18 protein-coding genes are annotated in these 16,741 nt (G+C 41.4%); 11 read left to right on the top strand and 7 right to left on the bottom strand.

The window, feature by feature from the left end; translation table 11 throughout:
- The first annotated feature begins 200 nt into the window (after positions 1–200).
- The 4 genes from P7J36_RS05230 to P7J36_RS05215 all read left to right on the top strand — a co-directional run bounded on the left by P7J36_RS05230 (position 201) and on the right by P7J36_RS05215 (position 2,061).
- On the top strand, positions 201–653 hold the full coding sequence (locus P7J36_RS05230) for a pyridoxamine 5'-phosphate oxidase family protein (protein ID WP_029187364.1): 453 nt from the start codon (positions 201–203) through the stop codon (positions 651–653).
- Between the two features lie 101 nt (positions 654–754).
- Positions 755–1,084 carry an IS630 transposase-related protein gene (locus P7J36_RS05225; RefSeq protein ID WP_408551454.1) on the top strand — a complete coding sequence of 110 codons (330 nt, stop codon included), beginning with the start codon at positions 755–757 and terminating at the stop codon, positions 1,082–1,084.
- A gap of 64 nt (positions 1,085–1,148) precedes the next feature.
- Complete coding sequence (locus P7J36_RS05220) at positions 1,149–1,604, top strand: transposase (protein WP_408551456.1); 456 nt, start codon at positions 1,149–1,151, stop codon at positions 1,602–1,604.
- A 115-nt stretch (positions 1,605–1,719) separates the two neighbouring features.
- The gene (locus P7J36_RS05215) at positions 1,720–2,061 is read left to right on the top strand and encodes a metal-sulfur cluster assembly factor (protein ID WP_029187367.1); all 342 of its coding nucleotides are present in this window, start codon (positions 1,720–1,722) and stop codon (positions 2,059–2,061) included.
- 151 nt (positions 2,062–2,212) lie between these two features.
- On the opposite strand, the gene P7J36_RS05210 is transcribed toward P7J36_RS05215, so the two are convergent.
- The 5 genes from P7J36_RS05210 to P7J36_RS05190 all read right to left on the bottom strand — a co-directional run bounded on the left by P7J36_RS05210 (position 2,213) and on the right by P7J36_RS05190 (position 6,922).
- The gene (locus tag P7J36_RS05210) at positions 2,213–2,626 is read right to left on the bottom strand and encodes a DUF6176 family protein (RefSeq protein WP_408551453.1); all 414 of its coding nucleotides are present in this window, start codon (positions 2,624–2,626) and stop codon (positions 2,213–2,215) included.
- 54 nt (positions 2,627–2,680) lie between these two features.
- Entirely contained in the window at positions 2,681–4,396 is a 1,716-nt protein-coding gene (gene ilvD / locus P7J36_RS05205) for a dihydroxy-acid dehydratase (RefSeq protein WP_408551452.1), read from the bottom strand.
- A gap of 160 nt (positions 4,397–4,556) precedes the next feature.
- Entirely contained in the window at positions 4,557–4,973 is a 417-nt protein-coding gene (locus P7J36_RS05200) for a hypothetical protein (RefSeq protein WP_032504832.1), read from the bottom strand.
- Positions 4,948–5,883: a phosphodiester glycosidase family protein gene (locus tag P7J36_RS05195; RefSeq protein WP_408551451.1), complete on the bottom strand. Its 936-nt coding sequence runs from the start codon at positions 5,881–5,883 to the stop codon at positions 4,948–4,950. The genes P7J36_RS05200 and P7J36_RS05195 overlap by 26 nt, the downstream gene beginning before the upstream one ends.
- Positions 5,870–6,922 carry a glycosyltransferase gene (locus P7J36_RS05190; RefSeq protein ID WP_408551450.1) on the bottom strand — a complete coding sequence of 351 codons (1,053 nt, stop codon included), beginning with the start codon at positions 6,920–6,922 and terminating at the stop codon, positions 5,870–5,872. The genes P7J36_RS05195 and P7J36_RS05190 overlap by 14 nt, the downstream gene beginning before the upstream one ends.
- A 225-nt stretch (positions 6,923–7,147) precedes the next feature.
- On the opposite strand from P7J36_RS05190, the gene P7J36_RS05185 reads away from it, so the two are divergent.
- The 6 genes from P7J36_RS05185 (at position 7,148) to P7J36_RS05160 (ending at position 13,235) form a co-directional block, all read left to right on the top strand.
- Positions 7,148–8,851, top strand: coding sequence for an acetolactate synthase large subunit (locus tag P7J36_RS05185; RefSeq protein WP_408551449.1), 1,704 nt, complete (start codon positions 7,148–7,150; stop codon positions 8,849–8,851).
- Positions 8,844–9,320: an acetolactate synthase small subunit gene (ilvN, locus tag P7J36_RS05180; protein ID WP_002942256.1), complete on the top strand. Its 477-nt coding sequence runs from the start codon at positions 8,844–8,846 to the stop codon at positions 9,318–9,320. Before P7J36_RS05185 ends, ilvN begins: the two co-directional genes overlap by 8 nt.
- A 140-nt stretch (positions 9,321–9,460) precedes the next feature.
- The gene (ilvC, locus tag P7J36_RS05175; protein ID WP_009910803.1) at positions 9,461–10,483 is read left to right on the top strand and encodes a ketol-acid reductoisomerase; all 1,023 of its coding nucleotides are present in this window, start codon (positions 9,461–9,463) and stop codon (positions 10,481–10,483) included.
- 294 nt (positions 10,484–10,777) lie between these two features.
- Positions 10,778–12,028 (top strand): threonine ammonia-lyase IlvA, encoded by a 1,251-nt coding sequence (gene ilvA, locus P7J36_RS05170; protein WP_408551448.1) that lies wholly within the window; start codon positions 10,778–10,780, stop codon positions 12,026–12,028.
- Positions 12,029–12,037: 9 nt separating this feature from the next.
- A complete protein-coding gene (locus P7J36_RS05165; RefSeq protein WP_408551447.1) occupies positions 12,038–12,943 on the top strand; it encodes an SPFH domain-containing protein in 906 nt (301 codons plus the stop codon).
- Between the two features lie 82 nt (positions 12,944–13,025).
- Positions 13,026–13,235: a capsule biosynthesis transcriptional regulator gene (locus tag P7J36_RS05160; protein WP_009910800.1), complete on the top strand. Its 210-nt coding sequence runs from the start codon at positions 13,026–13,028 to the stop codon at positions 13,233–13,235.
- A 123-nt stretch (positions 13,236–13,358) separates the two neighbouring features.
- Here the strand turns inward: P7J36_RS05160 and P7J36_RS05155 are convergent, their stop codons facing one another.
- Together P7J36_RS05155 and P7J36_RS05150 are read right to left on the bottom strand one after the other, a co-directional pair.
- On the bottom strand, positions 13,359–14,102 hold the full coding sequence (locus tag P7J36_RS05155; RefSeq protein WP_408551446.1) for an amino acid ABC transporter ATP-binding protein: 744 nt from the start codon (positions 14,100–14,102) through the stop codon (positions 13,359–13,361).
- Positions 14,095–15,660, bottom strand: coding sequence for an ABC transporter substrate-binding protein/permease (locus tag P7J36_RS05150; protein ID WP_222296540.1), 1,566 nt, complete (start codon positions 15,658–15,660; stop codon positions 14,095–14,097). Before P7J36_RS05150 ends, P7J36_RS05155 begins: the two co-directional genes overlap by 8 nt.
- Before the next feature lie 121 nt (positions 15,661–15,781).
- Here P7J36_RS05150 and P7J36_RS05145 point away from each other — a divergent pair, with 121 nt between their 5' ends.
- Complete coding sequence (locus P7J36_RS05145; RefSeq protein WP_024377889.1) at positions 15,782–16,621, top strand: undecaprenyl-diphosphate phosphatase; 840 nt, start codon at positions 15,782–15,784, stop codon at positions 16,619–16,621.
- Positions 16,622–16,741: the final 120 nt, after the last annotated feature.

The raw sequence follows: 16,741 nt of genomic DNA, 5'->3' as shown, positions 1-16,741 counted from the left end.
TTTGTGTGTCCTGATTGGACATAGGCAATAACGCGTTTTCTAAAATCAATTCCGTAAGTCATAAGTCTATTTTATCATACATCAAATAAAAACTAAACAACTATATCTGATATAGGAATATGGTTTTAGATTTATTCATCTTAACTTTCTGCATAGAATTTGCTATAATCTAGGTAGAATTTATGTCAAGGAGGCTGCTGATGAAGACGAAAGAAATCATGGGAATTTTGGAAGAGATGAAATTGGGGATTTTTGCGACAGTAGATGAAGCAGGAAATCCCCACGCTCGACCTATTCATATTACTGCTGCGAATGAAGATGGTATCTTCTTTATGACTGGTTCTGAGACTCATTTTTATAGACAGTTAATAGAAGATGGTCGCGTGGCATTGTCGGCCTTGTCTGAAGAAGAGTATCTCATCCAGGTTATTCGGATTGAGGGAAAGGCAAGACTGGCAAGCCAAGAACTGCTGGACAAGGTGTTTTCGGATAATGACTATATTCAACATGTCTATAAAGATGAAGAAAGTCAAAAGACTATGAGGATTTTTCAAATTTATGAAGGAGATGGGTTTTATCATAGTCTAACTCAAGGACATCGCTACTTATTTTCTATTGGAGGCGACAACGAAGGACAAGCAAGAAGTTTATAGAGAACCGTATCTTTAACAGTCTGTGGCAAATTACTCGGTTATTTTATTCTTTTCATGGTATAGTTTGTTAGTTTCTATATAGTATGTGTTATACTATACTTATGAAAAGTTACGGAATAGATTTTAGAAAACGAGTTATTAATTATGTAGAGGCTGGTCATTCCAAAAAAGAAACGTGTCAGTTATTTGGAATTAGCACTAATACACTGTATCTGTGGGAGAAACAACTCAAAGAACTAGGTCATTTGGAGCGCCAAAAAAGAAAACCAAGCCCTCGCAAATTGCCATTTGATAAGTTAGAAGCCTTTGTTAACGAACACCCAGATGCTTTCTTAAGGGAAATAGCAGAGCATTTTGACTGTAGTATTCCCTCAGTTTGGGCAGCCTTAAAAAAACTGAACATCACTTTAAAAAAAGACGACAACTTATAAAGAACAAGATAGCGACAAAGTTAGACGCTACTTAGATGTTCTAGGGTTTTTTCCTAATACACCAATTGTCTATATTGATGAGACTGGCATTGACACTTATCTTTATCGTCACAAAGCAAGAGCTGTACGCGGTCAAAAAGTCTATGACAAGGTTAGTGGACGTCGTTTTGAAAGGCTTTCTGTTGTCGCAGGACAAATTGGTTCCCAAATTGTAGCACCCTTGTTGTATCACGGAACAATGACAGCAGATCTTTTTATGACATGGTATCAAAAGGAATTATTACCGTGCTTATCAGAGCCACATCTGATTGTTATGGATAATGCCACCTTTCATCCTAAAAAGCACCTTGATGAGAGTTCTATAGCTAGCGGGCATTACTTTCTTCCCTTACCACCTTATTCTCCTGAACTCAATCCCATCGAACAGTTTTGGGCTACTCTAAAAAGAAAGGTGACTGAATTGTTAAGAACAGGTCGTTCTGTTCAGTCTGCTTTGGAATACTATCTTAAAACTAAATAACTATAAAAAGAGGTTTCAGCCAAACTTTTTTTGAATATTCAGAATTTGCAAATTTTTCTTGATAATTGATAAAAAATATGAGAAAATGATACAAATTAGAAAGATGAGAAAGCTAATGAGAGAAGATATTCAGATTAATGAACGAGCGTTAACTGTATCAGAACAGTTGATAGAGGTTTTGGAATCCATTTACGATCCTGAAATTGAACTAGACATCTACAATTTGGGTTTGATTTATGAGATTCATTTAGATGAAGCTGGTTTTTGCAAGGTTGTCATGACCTTTACAGATGCAGGTTGTTCCTGTGCAGATACCATGCCAGGAGAATTAGTTGCAGCCTTGAAAACGATTGATGGTATAAACGATGCACAGGTAGAGATTGTCTGGTCTCCTGCTTGGAAGATGACCCGCATCAGCCGTCTCGGACGTATCACGCTTGGCATCAGTCCGAAATAAAAAGAAAATGAGGCTGGGAAAAAAGTCCTGCCACACTTCTCAGAGTTCGTGTCAACATCTCAGCGCAGTGGTTGATTGGCAGATTTGTTCGTGTTTCACACTCCAAATCTGACCTAATCAACTGTGCGGGGGTGGGAAGACGAACTCTTTTTTAGACCAGTCGAGTTCTTTCCCGCTCCCATTTTTTAAATGTTTCATCGTATTGTTTGTCTATTTCTTCCATGGTTTCATAAATAGCTTTGGGAATCATGACAACTTGAGGAGTTAGATCTACCATGCCATAGATCGGGTCGATGCATTCTTCCCAAAATTCCATGTGTTTTTTATCAATATAGGATTCTGAATCTTCGACTTCAATCCCTCCTTCAGCTTGGACAGAATACCAGTAAAGGTATTCGCGACCGTCCAATACCTCACGGAAGATGGTTTCGACATACATTTTCTCACCTTCTAGGGTGAGCAGAGTATCTTCCAAATGGTCATTAAGAAAGGCCATCCATTCATCTACTTTGGCAGTCTTGCCTTCCTTAACGCGGAAGCGGGATAGTTCGACGTTTAGTTTCATTCCATTTACTCCTTTAAAAACCCCGGTCATTGTGTGACAGGGGTTGTATTCTTTTTATTTTTTACCGCTTCGTTCTGGTCTCCAGAAGTCGGTAACGGCTCCTTTAGAGGCAGATGATACGGTATGGGCATATTTACCGAGAACACCACGAGAGTAGAGTGGTGGGATAACAGTAGTTTTCTTGCGTTCTTCGATTTCTTGGTCAGAAACATGCATGGTGATTTCTTTGGTATCTTGGTCAACCGTTACCAAATCACCTGTACGGAGGTAGGCAATTGGTCCACCATCCTGAGCTTCAGGTGCGATGTGTCCAACAACCAGTCCATAGGTACCACCAGAGAAACGACCGTCTGTTAGAAGGGCAACCTTGTCACCTTGGCCTTTTCCGACAATCATAGAAGAAAGGGACAGCATTTCAGGCATACCAGGACCACCTTTTGGTCCAACATAGCGGACAACGACTACATCGCCATCTACGATTTCATCGGTCAAGACGGCTTCGATTGCTTCCTCTTCTGAATCAAAGACCTTGGCTGGACCTGTATGGTTGCGGACTTTCACACCAGAAACCTTGGCAACGGCACCTTCAGGAGCAAGGTTACCTTTTAGGATGATGAGTGGGCCATCTGCACGTTTTGGATTTTCAAGTGGCATGATGACATCTTGACCTGGAGTCAAGTCTGCAAAATTCTCTAGGTTTTCAGCAACGGTTTTACCTGTACATGTGATGCGATCGCCATGAAGGAAGCCGTTTTTGAGCAAGTATTTCATAACCGCAGGGACACCGCCGACATTATAGAGGTCTTGGAAAACATATTTACCAGATGGTTTTAGGTCTGCCAAGTGAGGTACGCGCTCTTGGAAATCGTTGAAGTCTTCCAGTGTTAATTCAACATTAGCAGCATGGGCGATGGCTAGAAGATGGAGCGTAGCGTTGGTTGAGCCACCGAGTGCCATGGTAACAGTGATTGCATCTTCAAAGGCTTCACGAGTCATAATGTCAGATGGTTTGATGCCAAGTTCTAGCATGCGTACAACAGCACGACCAGCTTCTTCAATATCAGCCTTCTTCTCAGGAGATTCAGCAGGGTGAGAAGAAGAGCCAGGAATGGACATACCCATTACCTCAATGGCAGTAGCCATGGTATTGGCAGTGTACATACCACCGCAACCACCAGGACCAGGACAGGCATTACACTCAATCTGACGAACTTCTTCAGCAGTTAAGTCGCCATTGTTCCATTTTCCGATTCCTTCGAAGACAGAAACGAGGTCAATATCTTTTCCATTGAGGTTACCAGGTGCGATAGTTCCACCGTAGGCAAATACGGCAGGAATGTCCATATTGGCGATAGCAATCATAGAGCCAGGCATGTTTTTATCACAGCCACCGATTGCGACAAAGGCATCCACGTTGTGTCCTCCCATAGCTGCCTCAATAGAATCTGCAATGATATCACGTGAAGTCAGTGAGAAACGCATTCCCGGAGTCCCCATAGCGATTCCGTCTGCAACGGTGATGGTACCGTATTGAACAGGCCAGGCACCTGCATCTTTAACTCCTTCTTTGGCTAATTTTCCAAAGTCATGAAGGTGGATGTTACAAGGTGTATTTTCAGCCCATGTCGAAATAACCCCAACAATGGGCTTTTCAAAGCTATCGTCGGTCATTCCTGTTGCTCGTAACATAGCACGGTTAGGTGATTTTACCATCGAATCGTAGACGGAACTACGGTGACGGAGGTTTTTAAGTTTGTTTGTATCGGTCATAATTTTCTTCTCCCTATCTTATTTTACCCATTATATCATAGATATGAAAGAAACGATAAAAGATTTGATAAATAATTGGAAATTTCCGAATTTTCCAACAATTCATTCTACAATAAAAGGCACCTAAGAATTTTAAGTGCCCTTATCATTTATTTGTAGATTAAGTGGTCGTTTTTCGACGATTGTTTGCGGATGGATTGATGAAAAGACCGACTAACGATAGAACTAGGAAGGCTGCGCCGATGTACCAATAAGGTTGATCTAAGGTAGTTGAACGTCCAGATAGGTTGATAATGCCTCGGAGAAGACAACCAGCTGTAATAGTTGCGACGCCAGAATTCCACAAATTATAAGAGAGACGTGAAAGAGTAGGTATAAGTTGCAGCAGACCGAGTAGCACAGCTCCGCCTATTAATGGTACACAGAACATATAATGCATAAAGACAGAGACTTCGCCATAGCTGAGACTTTCATAGATTCGACTGAAAATAAACAGGAAAGCTGTTATTGCTAAGTAGGAGATAAATGTTCTTGAAACTCTTGTAGTTGAATTAGTAACCGATGTAGACAATGTCACTCACCGCCCTTTCTGAGATAGTATTTCCGTTTGTTGTTGGGTTGTTAATAACTTGACCGTTGAAGTAAAGAGTAGATGAACCACCGCCATCAAGGTTGTAGGCAGTTTGAGCACCATATTGTTTCATAACTTCTGCCAATTGATAGAGAGAGAGTCCTTCGCTTTCAGACGTACGTCCATCTGCTACGACGATGATATAATGATTTTCATCGATAATCCCGATAGCAGAACGAGGGTTGGATGACATTGCACGTCCGACTTCTGTTGAAGTATCGACGACAATTTCGCCGTTTTCGACCAATGATGGACCAAATGCTAAGAGGTTGACAACGCCCTTGTCAATCAATTCTTGGGCGGTAATCTCATTTTCATAAATGATTTCAAATGAGCCGTCTGCGTAGATAGCCAAGTCACCATAGGAAGCATTGTCACGGACTGTGTCACGGTAGAGAACGCCGTTTTTAATAACATAACCAGTTGAGTTGGCTCCGTAGTAGTCACCATTAACCGCTAGAATGGCATTGTTTGCTGCCGCTGTTTCTGAGGTTTTAGCTGTTACGTTTGTACCGTAAGTGTTTTGCGCAAGTGCTGTTTTTAAATACTCTGGCGAGCTAACTTGGATATCCGCTACATAGACAGTTGTATTGTTGGTTGTGATGGTTTCCAAGTTAATTTGGATATTGTCATCCATATAGCTGGTATCTGTTGTAGATACGTTTGTTGCAGTGGTGGCAGCTGTCGATGAAGATGAGGTAGTTGTATCTTGGCTACTTGCTGTGGTATTGCTTGCAGAGACTGTTGAGATGGCCTCTGAGATGACAAAGGTTTTCAACATAGAATAGGTGAACCCACTGGTTAAGAGTATTCCGAAGATTGAGGCATAGGCAAAGGGTTTTTTAAGCAATTTCATGGGAAAATGATTTCCTTTCTTTAAAAATGATATTCTTTTGAACAAACCAAGAAGCTAGGAAAAGGAAGATATCAACTGCAAGTTTGACAATGTAGAGGTTGAGTCCTAGAATTTGGTGGAAGAGATAAAGAAGCGCAGTGTCACAAAGGAAGAGGATAAGGGCTAAAGTAAAGTAGCCGGCTCCAGTACGAGTGACGCTTTCTTTATTTTTAAAGACTAACTTCTTGTTAAGTGCAAAATTACAGGTAGCGCTACAAATGCGAGCAAGGGTATTTGCGACCAATAAGCGTAGAGCAGTTGGTAAGCTAGTGAGTAGCAATAAGGCAAGTGCATATACTCCGTAGTCAACTAGAAATCCACCAAAAGATGCCAGAGCAAATTTGAAGAGATTTTTGTAAATGAGCAGTCCATCTTTTATGGGACGAAAATGCGAACTGGCATTATCATCGATATAAATAGTTTGAATTGGGACTTCCGTAATTTTATAGCGTTGACTTGCCTGAGTTAACATGTTCATCTCGTACTCATAGCGATCGCCTTCAATATCTAACATGAATGGAATTAAGTCAGTATGGAATCCACGCAAGCCTGTTTGTGTATCGGACACATTGACGCCAGTTTGCAGTCTAAACAACACTCTAGTTAGTTTGTTACCAAAACGACTCCGAAAGGGAATGTCTTTGGTAAATTGACGAACACCAAGAATCAGGCGACTTGGCAAATTCATAGCTGCACGGGCGATGCGGTCAATATCATTCACAGCATGTTGACCATCTGCGTCAGCAGTTACGATAACACCTGGTTTTCTCAAATCTTGGATGAAACTAAAGGCTGTTCGCAAGGCTTGGCCTTTTCCTTTATTGACATCATGGTGTAGAACAATTGCATAGGTTTTGGCGATTTCAAGAATATTTTTGGATGCGCCAGTACTACCATCATCCACAACGATGACCTGACAATTTAGCCTGTTTTTCATTATTTCTAATAGTTGGATTAATTTTTCATCTGGCTGGTAAGCCGGTATCACTACATAATACATATCCTAAACCTCATTTATTTTTCTTGTTGGGACTACTATACTGAAGTTTTCTAAAAGCAAGCTGAAACCAAGCCAGTCAAGGGGGTTGCTTAAGTTTTGCTTAAGAAAATGTTAGGAAATAGTTAAGAAAACGAACAAATGTAGGAATTTTCAGAAAATTCCTTGACATTCTACTTCCTTGTGATATTATAGTAGATAACACATTTGCAGAGAGGAGGAATATTCGTGCAAGAAATTCAACTAGACCAACCGCGTTCGGGGTCCTATCTCATTTTGGACACCCTGCATCAGCTGGGAGTAGACCTTGTTTTTGGATATCCTGGTGGGGCAGTTTTGCCTCTATATGATGCTATCTATCAATATGAGGGAATCCAGCATATTTTGGCTCGTCATGAACAAGGAGCGGTCCACGAGGCCGAAGGATACGCTAAATCATCAGGAAAGGTGGGCGTAGCCATTGTAACCTCTGGGCCAGGAGCTACCAATGCCATTACTGGAATTGCGGACGCAATGGGCGATAGTGTTCCTCTTTTAGTTTTTACTGGTCAAGTCGCAACACGTGGTATCGGTAAAGATGCTTTTCAGGAAGCGGATGTCTTGGGGATGACAATGCCGATTACCAAGTACAATTACCAAATTCGGGATACGGCAGATATTCCTAGAGTCATCACAGAAGCTCTCCATATTGCAACAACGGGGAGACCGGGTCCCGTTGTTATTGATGTTCCAAAAGACATCCAAGAAAGAGTTGTTGATTTTTATCATGACCCAACTCTACACCTACCAAGTTATCAGCCAACGATTGAACCAAATGGTTTGCAGGTTAAGAAAATTTTGAAACAGCTTAGCCAAGCTCAAAAACCAGTTATATTGGCTGGTGGTGGTGTCAATTATGCAGATGCCAATAAAGAATTAGTTGCCTTTGCAGAGCGCTACCGTATTCCAGTAGTTTCAACCCTCCTTGGATTAGGTGCAATGCCCATTGAGCATGAATTATCCTTGGCTATGGGGGGAATGCACGGTTCATACGCTGCTAATATGGCTATGGATCAGGCTGATTACATTATCAATATTGGAGCGCGATTCGATGACCGCCTAACAGGAAATCCAACAACCTATGCGCCAAATGCGACGGTAGCACATATTGATATTGATCCCGCAGAAATTGGTAAAGTTGTCAAAACGGCTATTCCAGTAGTGGGCGACGCTAAGGCAACCTTGAAAGCTTTGCTTGCTTTAGAAACAGTCGAAACAAGCTATGCTGATTGGACGGCACAAGTATTGGAAAACAAACGTCGGGCGCCATTTTGGTACAATGAAGATGAAAAGGTTATTAAGCCACAGGCGGCAATTGAATTAATTGGTCAGTTGACGCAAGGGGATGCCATTGTCGTGACAGATGTTGGTCAGCATCAAATGTGGGCTGCCCAATTCTACCCCTACAAACATGCACGTCAACTTGTAACATCTGGTGGCATGGGGACCATGGGCTTTGGTATTCCTGCGGCTATCGGCGCCAAATTAGCTAATCCAGATAAAGAAGTAATCATCTTTGTTGGTGATGGCGGCTTCCAAATGACCAACCAAGAATTGGCTATTTTGAATGGCTATGGTGTACCGATTAAGGTCGTATTGATCAATAACCACTCTCTTGGAATGGTTCGTCAATGGCAGGAATCCTTCTATGAAAAACGTCGTAGCCAATCAGTCTTTGATGATGAGCCAAATTTCCAACTGTTGGCAGAGGCCTATGGAATTAGTCATTATAGTTTTGACAATCCAGCGACTCTAAGTGAAGACATGAAAGTTATCTTAGAAGATAAACCAATGCTCATAGAGGTTCATATTTCTAATCGTGAACATGTTCAACCGATGGTGCCAGCAGGTAAGAGCAATGCAGAAATGTTGGGGGTGAAGTTCAATGCGTAGAATGTTAACAGCTAAATTGCGAAATTCATCTGGTGTTCTGAATCGTTTTACAGGTGTCCTATCTCGTCGCCAAATCAATATTGAGTCCATCTCCGTCGGCCCAACAGAAGTAGATGGTATCTCACGTGTGACGGTGATTGTAGACGTGGCCAGTCACGATGAGGTCGAACAAATCATCAAACAGCTAAACCGCTTGATTGATGTGGTCCGTGTCCGTGATTTGACGGACATTCCCCACTTAGAGCGTGAGGTGATTCTTGTTAAAATTTCAGCTCCGCCAACAAAACGAGCAGAAATTTTAGCGATTATCCAACCCTTTAGAGCAAATGTTGTTGATGTGGCACCGCACTCCATTACCATTCAAATGACAGGTGATGGAGATAAGATTGACGCCCTCCTGCGGGTGATTCAGCCTTATGGCATTAAGAATATCGCAAGAACGGGTGCGACTGGCTTTAGTAGAGACTAATCCTTTTCGATAATAAAACCTATCCTGCGTTGATTTGGCTTGATGAACGTTAGTTCTATCTTCGTCTACATCGCCTAGTCTAGCCTTCATTTTCTTTGAACATCCAAAACTACAAATAAAAATAGAAAAGAGAAAAAATTATGACAGTAACAATGCAATATGAAAAAGATGTAACAGTAGCAGCACTTGACGGTAAACGTATCGCCGTTATCGGTTATGGTTCACAAGGTCATGCCCATGCTCAAAACTTGCGTGATACAGGGCACGATGTCATCATCGGTGTGCGTGCAGGTAAGTCATTTGACAAGGCAAAAGAAGACGGTTTTGAAACTTTTGAAGTAGCAGAAGCAGCAAAACAAGCCGATGTCATCATGATTTTGGCTCCAGACGAAATCCAAGCAGACCTTTACAATGAAGAAATCGCTCCAAACTTGGAAGCGGGCAATGCCCTTGGTTTTGCCCATGGTTTCAACGTTCATTTTGAATTTATCAAGGTACCAGCAGATGTGGATGTCTTCATGTGTGCACCAAAAGGTCCAGGTCACTTGGTCCGCCGTACCTTTGAAGAAGGTTTTGGAGTACCAGCCCTCTATGCTGTTTACCAAGATGCAACTGGCAATGCAAAACATATTGCGATGGACTGGGCAAAAGGTGTTGGTTCAGCCCGTGTTGGTCTTTTGGAAACAACTTTCAAAGAAGAGACAGAAGAAGATTTGTTTGGTGAGCAAGCTGTTCTCTGCGGTGGCTTGACAGCCCTTATGCAAGCTGGTTTTGAAGTCTTGACAGAAGCTGGCTATGCACCAGAATTGGCATACTTTGAAGTTCTCCATGAAATGAAACTTATCGTTGACCTTGTTTACGAGGGTGGTTTCAAGAAAATGCGCCAATCTATCTCAAACACTGCTGAATTTGGTGACTATGTATCAGGTCCACGCGTGATTACAGACCAAGTCAAAGAAAACATGAAAGCAGTCCTTGCAGATATTCAATCTGGTAAATTTGCAAATGACTTTGTAAATGACTATAAAGCAGGCCGTCCACGTATGGAAGCTTATCGTAAAGAAGCAGAGAATCTTGAAATCGAAAAAGTAGGTGCAGAACTCCGCAAAGCAATGCCATTTGTCGGACGCAATGATGACGACGCATTCAAAATCTATAATTAAACACTATCATGGTAGATAGGGGGATAGTCAGCTTTACTTTGAGTGATGGCAATACATTTAAGGTTTGAGTTGGCGGCTGAGGGGATGTCATTCCCTTTTTCCCTTATCTCCGAAAATGAATAAAAGAGCTGGTTTTTCCAGCTCTTTTGCCCATTTTGTTCATAAATAGATCTTTACAAAATTAAACATTCGTTTTCTGTTGAATAACATGCTAGTAGCTTGAATATAAGTATAAATACTAGGATTTTCTAGGGAATAATGATACAATAAATATAGAAAGAAATTAATGGAACTATGATTACAGCAAAAAATGTAGAACAAGCATACTCCGTTCTTAAGCGCGTGGTAGTACGTACCCCCTTGGATTATAGTCGATACTTGTCGGAAAAATATGGTGCAACTATTTATTTAAAAAGAGAAAATGAACAGCGTGTTCGCTCTTTTAAAATTCGAGGAGCCTATTATGCTATTTCACAATTGACAGATGATGAGAAGTCACGCGGAGTGGTCTGTGCTTCGGCCGGGAACCATGCTCAAGGTGTGGCCTACACCTGTCAGGAAATGCAAATTCCTGCTACGATTTTCATGCCCATTACAACTCCGCAACAAAAAATAGGGCAGGTTAAATTTTTCGGAGGAGACTACGTAGAGATTCGGCTCGTAGGTGATACCTTCGATGAGTCAGCCAAGGCAGCACAAGATTATACTCAGGAAAGCGGGAAAACATTTATAGACCCATTCGATGATGAAAATGTGCAGGCTGGTCAGGGAACAGTAGCCTATGAAATCTTGGAAGAAGCGGAAGAGCAAACCATTAGTTTTGACCAAATTTTAGTTCCCATAGGAGGAGGTGGTCTGGTTGCAGGCGTTTCGGCTTATCTGAAAGAACATGCACCTGAAATTAAGATTGTTGGTGTTGAAGCAAGTGGGGCACGGTCAATGAAAGCGGCTTTTGATAAAGGTCGTCCGGTTAAATTAGACCAAATTGATAAATTTGCTGACGGTATTGCGGTACAGAAAGTCGGTAAGTCGACCTACGAAGTGGCTCGGAAATACGTAGATCGCCTGATTGGTGTGGATGAAGGATGGATTTCCGGGACTATTTTAGACCTCTATTCTAAGCTGGGTATTGTTGCTGAGCCAGCAGGAGCAGCAACGATTGCAGCTCTTGAGGTAGTCAAGGACCAAATCAAGGGGCAAACCATTTGTTGTATCATTTCTGGTGGTAATAACGACATCAACAGGATGCCGGAAATGGAGGAACGTGCGCTTATCTACGAGGGAATTAAACACTACTTTGTTGTTAATTTTCCACAACGTCCAGGGGCTCTTCGTGAATTTGTAAATGAAATTCTAGGGCCAAATGATGATATTACTCGTTTTGAATATATCAAACGTGCCAATAAGGGAACAGGGCCGGTTCTAATCGGTATTGCCCTAGGAGATAAAACAGATTATACGCAGTTTATTTCTCGCTTGGAAGAGTTTGATCCCCAGTACATCAATCTTCATGAAAATGATTCGCTTTATAAAATGCTAGTTTAGGAGGTCATTATGGTGCTTGGTCCAATTGTTTTTATTGGTAGTTTCTTGTTTTTTGTACTGATTGCTTTGATTTTGATTGCTTCAGGGCTATACGTTGTCAAGCAGCAGACGGTCGCTATTATTGAGCGCTTTGGGAAATACCAAAAAACATCTACCTCAGGTATTAACTTTAAAATCCCCTTTGGAGTTGATGTCATTGCAGCCCGTATTCAATTGCGGATGTTGCAGAGTGAAATCGTGGTAGAAACCAAAACTCAGGACAATGTCTTTGTGACTATGAATGTTGCCACTCAATATCGTGTTAATGAACATAATGTGACGGATGCCTATTATAAACTTATGCATCCAGAGGCTCAGATCAAGTCATATATTGAGGATGCCCTTCGGTCATCTGTTCCTAAATTGACCTTGGATGAACTCTTTGAGAAAAAAGATGAAATTGCTCTGGAAGTTCAAAAACAAGTGGCCGAAGAAATGTCAACCTACGGCTATGTTATTGTCAAGACCTTGATTACGAAGGTCGAGCCAGATGCCGAGGTCAAGCAATCAATGAATGAAATTAACGCAGCTCAGCGGAAACGGGTTGCGGCCCAAGAATTGGCAGAAGCTGACAAGATTAAAATTGTCACAGCAGCAGAAGCAGAGGCTGAAAAAGACCGTCTACATGGTGTGGGGATTGCCCAACAACGGAAGGCAATTGTAGATGGCTTGGCAGATTCGATTAGAGAATTGAAAGATTCAAATGTCAGTCTGTCTGAGGAGCAAATTATGTCCATCCTGTTGACCAACCAATACTTGGATACATTAAACAATTTTGCACAAGGAGGTAATCAAACCATTTTCCTTCCTGCAAATCCGGAAGGAGTAGAAGATATCAGAACGCAACTATTGTCATCTCTCAAAGTAAAATCATAGTAAAAACCGAACATTTTGCTTGACAAAATAGGTTTATCTGTATTATACTTAATTGCACGAATAAAATAGAAAGGGGTTTCTCATGACTAGTTATGAAAAAGTTGCCGCTGTTGTCGGCTGGGTTCGTGAAAAGAAAATCACAGGTTACCGTATCAGCAAGGAAACGAATGCTCGTGAAATGTCAGTTATCGCTCTTGCACAAGGACGCGCTAAAATTGACAATATTTCATTTGCTACTGCCTTGGGGTTGATTGACTTTTACGACAAAAACCACAAGAAATTTGAAAACTAATCTAAATAATAGTTTTATTTAGAACCTTTACTGAGAAGACCATTTGGTCTTCTTTTTTTGGTACAAAAAAACTTACCAGCTAAAAAGGCTGATAAGTTTGAATTCGAATAAAGGATTGAAAGGTTATCCAAGGAAACGTTGGAGAAATTCGCGAGTCCGTTCTTCCTGGGGATTTTCAAAGATTTGCTGTGGACTGCCTTCTTCGGCAATGACACCCTTATCCATAAAGATGACACGGTCTGAAACATCGCGGGCAAATTCCATTTCGTGAGTTACGATAAGCATCGTCAATCCTGATTTTGCCAAATCTTGCATGGTTTTGAGAACTTCCCCGACCATCTCTGGATCGAGAGCAGAAGTCGGCTCATCAAAGAGGATAACTTCTGGGTCAACAGATAGGGCGCGTGCAATGGCCACACGTTGTTTCTGTCCACCAGAGAGTTGACTTGGTTTGGCTTGCCAGTACTGTTCGGTCATGCCAACCTTGTTGAGATTTTCCTTGGCGATTTTCTCTGCCTTAGCTCGATCTCGTTTCAGTACAGTAGTTTGTGCTACAATGGCATTTTCCAATACATTTAGATTGTTGAAAAGGTTGAAGGATTGGAATACCATACCTAGTTTTTCACGGTAAGTCGTCAAATCATATCCTTTAGCCAAAACATCTTGTCCGTGGTATAGAATCTGTCCTTCTGTTGGTGTTTCCAAAAGGTTGATAGATCGGAGGAAGGTTGATTTTCCCGAACCAGATGAACCGATGATTGAGATAACCTCGCCCTTTTCAACGCTAATAGAGATGTCTTTGAGGACTTGATTTTGTCCGTATGATTTCTTTAGATTTTTGATTTCAAGAATTACATTTTTAGTCATGTGGCACCTCGACTTGCATTTGGTTTGCACCTGTTGTGTATGTATCTGTATCAAAATGCTTTTCAACTGCGCGTAAGATACGTGTCACAGTAAAGGTTAGGATGAAGTAGATAATAGCAATAACCGTAAAGGTTTGGAAATATTGATAGGTTTGGGTTGCGACAGTATTTCCTGAGAAATAGAGTTCAACAACTGAGATAACGTTCAATACAGAAGTATCTTTGATATTGATGACAAATTCATTACCAGTCGCTGGTAAGATGTTACGAATAACCTGTGGAAGGACAATCTTACGCATGGTCTGATTATGGGTAAATCCGAGAGCAGTAGCAGCTTCAAATTGGCCCTTATCGACGGCAAAGATACCACCGCGGACAATCTCGCTCATGTAGGCACCTGTGTTGATGGATACAATGAAGATAGCGGCAAGTGTGCGGTCAAGATTAAGTCCGAATGCTTGGGCGGTACCATAGTAAATAACCATGGATTGTACAATCATCGGCGTACCACGGAAAATTTCGATGTAGATATTGATAATCCAACCGAGCACTTTTTGACCAATAGCAAGCGCCTTGTTTGCTGCTTTTGGAGCTGTACGGAAGACACCGATGAGGAGACCGATAGCAGTACCGATAATTGTACCGAGGATGGAAATGAGTAATGTCATCCCAGTTCCGCGCAGAAGTTGTTGCCAGTTGTTAACAACAATATTCCAAACTTGGGCGAAGAAACTAGGTGTTTCACCCTCGCTGGCTTCTTCAACGGGCTGGTTTTCAATCATATCATCCATAAGTGCGATTTGCTCTTCTTCTGAAATAGTTGCTAAGACTTCGTTGACCTGAGCGATACGCTCGTCATCTTTGCGCATACCGACAGCAATGGTTACGTCTTCGGCATTGGTTTCAAAACTGTCTGCCAATTCAACCATTTTGAAAGCTTTATTTGCAGCTTCTGCTGTACGACCTTCTGGACGTTCAGAAACATAGGCGTCTATAATGCCAGATTCTAAAGCTTGACGGATTTGGGAGAAATCTCCCATGGCAGTCTGTTTGTTAGCCCCTTCAATTTGGTCAATCAAATCATAGAGGTAAACCCCTTGCTGGGCAGTGATTTTTGCGCCAGCAAAATCTTCCAAGCTGGTTGCATCTGCGTACTGACTATCAGAACGAACAACCAGGGTAGGAATTGAAGTATAGTAGCTATCTGAGAAGGCGATTTCTTTCTTGCGCTCTTCTGTCGGGCTCATACCGGCGATAATCATATCGATTTTACCAGATGTAAGAGCAGGGACCAAGCCTTCCCACTTGGTTTTAACAATCAAGAGTTCTTTGTCCATGGATGCAGCGATTTTTTTTGCAACCTGAACATCATATCCGTTGGCAAATTGATTGGTTCCCTCAATAGGAACGGCACCGTTGCTATCATCTTCTTGGGTCCAGTTAAATGGTGCATAGGCAGCTTCCATACCGACCCGCAGGTATTCGTCTGCCCGAACCCCTGTTGTTACAGAAAAAACAGCGATTAGGGTCAGCAGAAATATACTGAGTTTACGTTTCATAATGTCTCCTTTAAAATGCTATTACACCATTTTATTAAAAATTCTGACAAATTTCAATATCCTTGAACTATCATTGTGTTATTTTTTATGGTATAATAATTAGAATTGAAAAAAGGAGTTTATTATGATTTTGGAATTGTTGAAGGCTATATTTTTAGGAATCATTGAAGGGGTAACGGAATGGTTGCCAGTTTCTTCAACGGGGCATTTAATTTTGGTTCAAGAGTTCGTGAAATTAAACCAAAGCAAGAACTTCCTAGAAATGTTTAATATTGTCATTCAGCTAGGAGCAATTCTAGCAGTTATGACCATTTACTTTAAAAAATTGAATCCATTTCAGCCTGGAAAAACCAAGCGTGATATTCAATTGACTTGGCAATTATGGGCCAAGGTTGTCATTGCCTGTATTCCGTCCATCCTAATTGCAGTCCCGTTGGATAATTGGTTTGAAGCGCACTTCAATTTTATGGTACCGATTGCGATTGCTTTGATTGTCTACGGTATTGCCTTTATTTGGATTGAGAACCGTAACAGTGGTGTAGAGCCACAGGTGACGGACTTAGCGAAAATGTCTTATAAAACTGCCTTGTTGATTGGGTGTTTCCAGGTCTTAAGCATCGTTCCGGGGACTAGTCGATCAGGTGCGACCATTCTGGGAGCGATTATTTTGGGGACCAGCCGATCTGTGGCGGCAGATTTTACCTTCTTCCTTGGAATTCCAACCATGTTTGGTTATAGTGGCTTGAAGGCTGTTAAATATTTCTTAGATGGCAATAGCCTGAATATGGAGCAGGTATGGATCTTGCTAGTCGCTAGTGTGACGGCTTACTTGGTATCCTTAGTTGTTATTCGTTTCTTGACAGACTTTGTTAAAAAACATGATTTCACGGTCTTTGGTTACTACCGCATCATTTTAGGGGCGATTTTATTGGTTTATGCCTTTATCACATTTTTATTTTAAGAGCAGGGAGACCTGCTTTTCTTTTGTCTTTCGAGCTTGGTTTTAGTATAATGGTGGAAGATATGTATGAGTATTGAAAATGATCAATCAATTTTAAGAAATTGATGAATCAATGAATGA

The sequence above is a fragment of the Streptococcus suis genome (assembly GCF_046032115.1).
GTDB lineage: Bacteria > Bacillota > Bacilli > Lactobacillales > Streptococcaceae > Streptococcus > Streptococcus suis_AJ.
The sequence above is the reverse complement of the archived record's forward strand: the minus strand, read 5'-3'. Positions and strand labels throughout refer to the sequence as shown.

Bases quoted from the DNA above. Each gene is read 5' to 3' on its own strand.
- ilvC (WP_009910803.1), top strand. From the start codon at position 9,461: ATGACAGTAACAATGCAATATGAAAAAGATGTAACAGTAGCAGCACTT.
- ilvA (WP_408551448.1), top strand. From the start codon at position 10,778: ATGATTACAGCAAAAAATGTAGAACAAGCATACTCCGTTCTTAAGCGC.
- P7J36_RS05160 (WP_009910800.1), top strand. From the start codon at position 13,026: ATGACTAGTTATGAAAAAGTTGCCGCTGTTGTCGGCTGGGTTCGTGAA.
- P7J36_RS05150 (WP_222296540.1), bottom strand. From the start codon at position 15,660: ATGAAACGTAAACTCAGTATATTTCTGCTGACCCTAATCGCTGTTTTT.
- P7J36_RS05210 (WP_408551453.1), bottom strand. From the start codon at position 2,626: ATGAAACTAAACGTCGAACTATCCCGCTTCCGCGTTAAGGAAGGCAAG.
- P7J36_RS05225 (WP_408551454.1), top strand. From the start codon at position 755: ATGAAAAGTTACGGAATAGATTTTAGAAAACGAGTTATTAATTATGTA.
- ilvD (WP_408551452.1), bottom strand. From the start codon at position 4,396: ATGACCGATACAAACAAACTTAAAAACCTCCGTCACCGTAGTTCCGTC.
- P7J36_RS05165 (WP_408551447.1), top strand. From the start codon at position 12,038: ATGGTGCTTGGTCCAATTGTTTTTATTGGTAGTTTCTTGTTTTTTGTA.
- P7J36_RS05215 (WP_029187367.1), top strand. From the start codon at position 1,720: ATGAGAGAAGATATTCAGATTAATGAACGAGCGTTAACTGTATCAGAA.
- P7J36_RS05195 (WP_408551451.1), bottom strand. From the start codon at position 5,883: ATGAAATTGCTTAAAAAACCCTTTGCCTATGCCTCAATCTTCGGAATA.
- P7J36_RS05190 (WP_408551450.1), bottom strand. From the start codon at position 6,922: ATGTATTATGTAGTGATACCGGCTTACCAGCCAGATGAAAAATTAATC.
- P7J36_RS05155 (WP_408551446.1), bottom strand. From the start codon at position 14,102: ATGACTAAAAATGTAATTCTTGAAATCAAAAATCTAAAGAAATCATAC.
- ilvN (WP_002942256.1), top strand. From the start codon at position 8,844: ATGCGTAGAATGTTAACAGCTAAATTGCGAAATTCATCTGGTGTTCTG.
- P7J36_RS05230 (WP_029187364.1), top strand. From the start codon at position 201: ATGAAGACGAAAGAAATCATGGGAATTTTGGAAGAGATGAAATTGGGG.